Source organism: Acetatifactor aquisgranensis (assembly GCF_943193215.1).
GTDB classification, from domain to species: domain Bacteria; phylum Bacillota; class Clostridia; order Lachnospirales; family Lachnospiraceae; genus Acetatifactor; species Acetatifactor aquisgranensis.
The window spans coordinates 1-2,819 of record NZ_CALPDH010000082.1 but is presented as its reverse complement, the minus strand read 5'-3'; the positions used below and the strand labels follow the sequence as shown (position 1 = coordinate 2,819).

3 protein-coding genes are annotated in these 2,819 nt (G+C 50.5%); all 3 read left to right on the top strand.

The window, feature by feature from the left end; translation table 11 throughout:
• Positions 1-122: 122 nt before the first annotated feature.
• The 3 genes from tnpA to tnpC all read left to right on the top strand — a co-directional run bounded on the left by tnpA (position 123) and on the right by tnpC (position 2,746).
• Positions 123-494: an IS66 family insertion sequence element accessory protein TnpA gene (gene tnpA / locus NFS35_RS28650; RefSeq protein ID WP_251210354.1), complete on the top strand. Its 372-nt coding sequence runs from the start codon at positions 123-125 to the stop codon at positions 492-494.
• On the top strand, positions 487-849 hold the full coding sequence (gene tnpB / locus NFS35_RS28645; RefSeq protein ID WP_251210353.1) for an IS66 family insertion sequence element accessory protein TnpB: 363 nt from the start codon (positions 487-489) through the stop codon (positions 847-849). The genes tnpA and tnpB overlap by 8 nt, the downstream gene beginning before the upstream one ends.
• A 277-nt stretch (positions 850-1,126) precedes the next feature.
• Positions 1,127-2,746: an IS66 family transposase gene (tnpC, locus tag NFS35_RS28640; RefSeq protein ID WP_172485621.1), complete on the top strand. Its 1,620-nt coding sequence runs from the start codon at positions 1,127-1,129 to the stop codon at positions 2,744-2,746.
• Positions 2,747-2,819: the final 73 nt, after the last annotated feature.

The following is a 2,819-nucleotide window of genomic DNA, read 5'->3' as shown; positions in this document are numbered from 1 at the left end:
GTAATCGGTAGATAGTGCGTACCTCGACTGTGAGGGAAAAATATGTGACAATAGACTATATTTCTATCATGGTATGAAAAGTTAAGTCTCAACTTTTGATACCGGTATCAGGAGGTAAGTCTATGTATTCAGAAACAACCATGGTGGCTAAGCAGTGCCGTCTTCGGGAATGGGCTGCACAGATCCGGGACTGCCAGAGCCGCCCGGCCGGCATGAGCGTTGTCGAATGGTGCGCCTGCCACGACATCACAAAAGCGAATTATTATTACCGGCTCCGCCGTGTAAGAGAGGCCTGCCTGGAAACCATCCGGGAGGAAATGCCTGCCCGGCAGATGGTTCCTGTGCAGTCTGAACTTTTACAACATCAGGAGCAGGAAGATAGAAATCCACAGTCCGGACTGGATATTTCCATAAAAGGATTCTCCATCCATGTAACGGAATCCACGTCCATGCCTCTTCTGGAATCGGTGCTTAAGGCGGTGCGGCATGCTTAATGACGCCACCTGTTTTAAAGCCGTGTATATCGTCTGCGGATATACAGATCTGCGCTCCGGCATGGACCGGCTTGCAGCGTTTATAGAAGCACAGACCGGAAACAGGCCATATGTACCGGATACACTTTATCTTTTCTGCGGCAGACGGTCAGACCGCATCAAAGGACTTGTATGGGAGGAAGATGGATGGCTCCTGTTATATAAGAGACTTTCCGAAAGCCGTTTCCAGTGGCCCCGCAGCCCGGAGGAAGTGCGTCTGCTGACACAGCAGCAGTTCCGCTGGCTGATGGAAGGGCTGACAGTCACCCCGAAGAAGTCCGTCAGGCCGGTGGAGCCGCCGGAATACATGGGATGAATTTGTGCAAAACAGAGAAATTTCCAGGCCATTCCGGTACTTTCCGGGCCTGCGTATTCCGGCGGTATACGATCAGGTATATGCGCTTTAGAGATGGTTTTAACGGACGGCACACAGAAAGGTTTCATTTGAAGACACTGTAAAAATGCCGTTGGACAAAAGGCATATGCAGGGTCAGGGGCATGGGCATTATGACGAACGCCGGAAATGTCCCTGTTCGCAAATCCTGCGGGATTCTGGTATAATAGACTCACTTGGATACCGGGGGGGCGGCAGGATGGCTTTAAAGTATACAGAAGAAAAACTGAACAGCTTTGACAAGGAAACCCTCATCCAGCTGTTTCTGTCACAGCAGGAGCAGTTAGAAAATATCGACCATAATCTCCAGCTGGTATTGGAGCAGCTGGCAGACTTAAAAAGACACCGCTTCGGCAGATCATCGGAGAGGCATGAGTCCGATGAACAGATTTCTTTCATGGAAGTGGATGGAAAGATTGTATTTTTCAACGAATCGGAAGCTGTTGCCGCAGAAGATGACGGAGCTGAACCGGAAACTGTCCCCCGCCGGAAACCGAAAAAGAAACAGGGAAAACGGGAAGAAGACCTGGATGGTCTGCCTGTAGTTGTGATTGAACACTCCATGACAGAAGAAGAACTGGCGGCGCGGTTTGGGGAAGGGGGCTTTAAGCAGCTCCCTGACGAAGTGTACCGCAGATATGGTTTTACCCCGGCAAAAGTCGAAGTGGAGGAACACCATGTAAAAGTCTATGCTGGAAAAAAGACGGATGAAATCGTAAAAGCACCGCATCCGGAAAGCCTGTTAAGGGGAAGCCTTGTGTCCCCTTCGCTGGAAGCGGCCGTGATGAATGCCAAATATGTCAATGCGGTGCCGCTCTACCGGCAGGAACAGGAGTTTGAACGTTACGGCCTGCATATTTCCAGACAGAACATGGCGAACTGGACGATCCAGTGTGCGGACCGCTACCTTGCGGTCCTCTATGATTACCTGCATGAAAAGATGTACGGCTACCATGTGCTGCAGGCGGATGAAACGCCCGTGCTGGTAAACAAGGACGGACGACCTGCCGGAAGTAAGAGCTATATGTGGGTATACCGCACCGGCAGGATGTATACAGACCGTCAGATTGTCCTGTATGAATACCAGCGGACGCGCAATGCCAGCCATCCCCGGGAATTTCTGAAGGATTTCAGCGGGATATGCGTCACGGACGGCTACCAGGTCTACCACACGATTGAAAACGAAAGGGAGGACTTAAAGATTGCCGGCTGCTGGTCCCATGCGAGGCGCAGGTTTGACGAAGCAGTAAAGGCGCTGCCGAAGGCAAAACAGAAGGACAGCCGGGCATACCTTGCGCTGACTATGATCCAGGCAATATACCGGGAAGAAAAACAGCTCAAAGAGCTTTCCGCCCAGGAAAGGCAGGACCGCCGCCAGTTAAGTGTCAAGCCGCTGGTGGAGGCTTATTTCACATGGGTGCGTGAAAATCTTCCGAAAGTACCGCAGAAAAGCAAAACATGGGAAGGCTTCAATTATTCACTGGGCCAGGAAAAATATCTGAAAGTGTTCCTGGATGACGGGGAAGTCCCGATGGATAATAATGCAGCGGAACAGTCGGTCCGTGGATTCTGTATCGGGAAAAAGAACTGGGTCATGATCGATACAGTTGCCGGTGCTAAATCCAGTGCGATCATCTACAGCATTGCGGAAACAGCAAAAGCAAACAATCTGAAACCATACGATTACTTTGAGTATCTGCTCGCTGAGATACCAAAGCATCTGGATGAAACTGACAGGGGCTTTCTGGATGACCTGCTCCCCTGGTCACCAGACCTGCCTGCGAACTGCCGGAAGCCTGATAAAGAAGAAGTGAAATAAGACAGGAGCAAATCTGTTTTTATCATACAGGTTTGCTCCTGTTTTGTATAGGTACGCACTATCCACCGTTTAC

Excerpts from the sequence above, each read along its gene's own strand:
- tnpA (WP_251210354.1), top strand. The coding sequence starts at position 123 with ATGTATTCAGAAACAACCATGGTGGCTAAGCAGTGCCGTCTTCGGGAA.
- tnpB (WP_251210353.1), top strand. The coding sequence starts at position 487 with ATGCTTAATGACGCCACCTGTTTTAAAGCCGTGTATATCGTCTGCGGA.
- tnpC (WP_172485621.1), top strand. The coding sequence starts at position 1,127 with ATGGCTTTAAAGTATACAGAAGAAAAACTGAACAGCTTTGACAAGGAA.